1 protein-coding gene is annotated in these 1,765 nt (G+C 62.6%); it reads right to left on the bottom strand.

The window, feature by feature from the left end:
- Positions 1-1,760: glyoxylate carboligase (gene gcl / locus TY25_RS04255; RefSeq protein ID WP_042254247.1), on the bottom strand; the 1,760-nt coding region annotated here is incomplete at its 3' end.
- Positions 1,761-1,765: the final 5 nt, after the last annotated feature.

Here is a 1,765-nt window from a genome sequence, read left to right as displayed (position 1 = left end):
GTGGCCGTGGGTGCGTCTGCGGTGGAGGTGGCCAGTTCTTCGAATTCGGTGATGTTGTCGATTTCCAGACCCATGGACACGTTGGTGACCCGTTCGAGGATGACCTCGACCACCACCGGGACGCGGTGTTCGGCCATCAGTTTCTTCGCGTCCTCGAGCGCGGGGCCGATGTCGTCGGGTTCGAACACCCGGATCGCTTTACACCCCAACCCTTCTGCGACCTTCACATGATCGACACCGTAGCCACCGACTTCGGGACTGTTGATGTTGTCGAAGTCGAGCTGAACGTAATAGTCCATGTCGAACTGCCGTTGCGCCTGCCGGATCAACCCCAGATACGAATTGTTCACCACCACATGGATATACGGGATATTGAACTGCGCACCGACCGCCAATTCCTCGATCAGGAACTGGAAATCATAGTCACCCGACAACGCCACCACCATCGCGTCCGGATCCGCCGTCGCCACACCCAGCGCCGCAGGCAACGTCCACCCCAACGGCCCCGCCTGCCCCGCATTGATCCAATGCCGCGGCCGATACACATGCAACAACTGCGCAGCCTGGATCTGCGACAACCCGATCGTGCTGACATACCGCACATCCGGGCCGAACGCCCGATTCATCTCCTCATACACCCGCTGCGGCTTGATCGGCACATCATCGAAATGAGTCTTACGCAACCCCTGCCGCTTCCGGGCCCGCACCCGACCCGCCCATTCCGTCCGATCGGTGAGAGTGCCCGCCGCTTTCATCTCACGCGCCACCTCGATAAACACCTCCAACGCCGCACCCGCATCGGAGATCACCCCGAAATCCGGGGCGAAGACCCGCCCGATCTGCGTCGGCTCGACATCGACATGCACAAACGTCCGCTCCCGCGTATACGTCGCCACCCCACCGGTATGCCGATTCGCCCACCGATTACCGATCCCGAGCACGAAATCGGACTCCAGCATCGTCGCGTTCCCATACCGATGCGAGGTCTGCAACCCCACCATCCCCGCATGCAACCGATGATCATCACCGATCACACCCCACCCCATCAACGTCGGCACCACCGGCACCCCCGTCACCTCCGCGAACTCCACCAGCAACCCCGCCGCGTCCGCATTCACCACCCCACCACCAGCCACGATCAACGGCCGCTCCGCCGCGTTCAACATCTCCAGCACCTTCACCGCCTGCCCCCGCGACGCCACCGGACGCCCCACCACCAACGGCTCATACGCATCGATATCGAACTCGATCTCACCCAACTGCACATCCACCGGCAAATCGATCAACACCGGACCCGGCCGCCCCTCCCGCATCACCCGGAACGCCTTCGCGAACGTCCCCGGCACCTGCGCCGCCTCCAGCACTGTCACCGCCCACTTCGCCACCGGCCCCGCCACCGCAGCAATATCAACCGCCTGAAAATCCTCCTTATGCAACTTCGCCACCGGCGCCTGACCCGTAATACACAAAATCGGAATCGAATCCGCACTCGCCGAATACAAACCCGTAATCATATCCGTCCCCGCCGGACCCGACGTCCCCACACACACCCCGATATTCCCCGCCACCGCACGCGTGAACCCCTCCGCCATATGCGACGCCGCCTCCACATGCCGCGCCAGCACATGCCGCATCCCCCCATGCGCCCGCATCGCACTATAAAACGGATTGATCGCCGCCCCAGGCAAACCAAACGCCTGCCAAGCCCCCTCCTTCACCAAAATCGACACCGCAGCATCCACCGCACGCATCCGAGCCATGTCAG

It is taken from the genome of Nocardia brasiliensis NBRC 14402, assembly GCF_000308475.2.
Taxonomy (GTDB): Bacteria; Actinomycetota; Actinomycetes; order Mycobacteriales; family Mycobacteriaceae; genus Nocardia; species Nocardia brasiliensis.
This window is presented reverse-complemented; position numbering and strand designations above follow the sequence as displayed.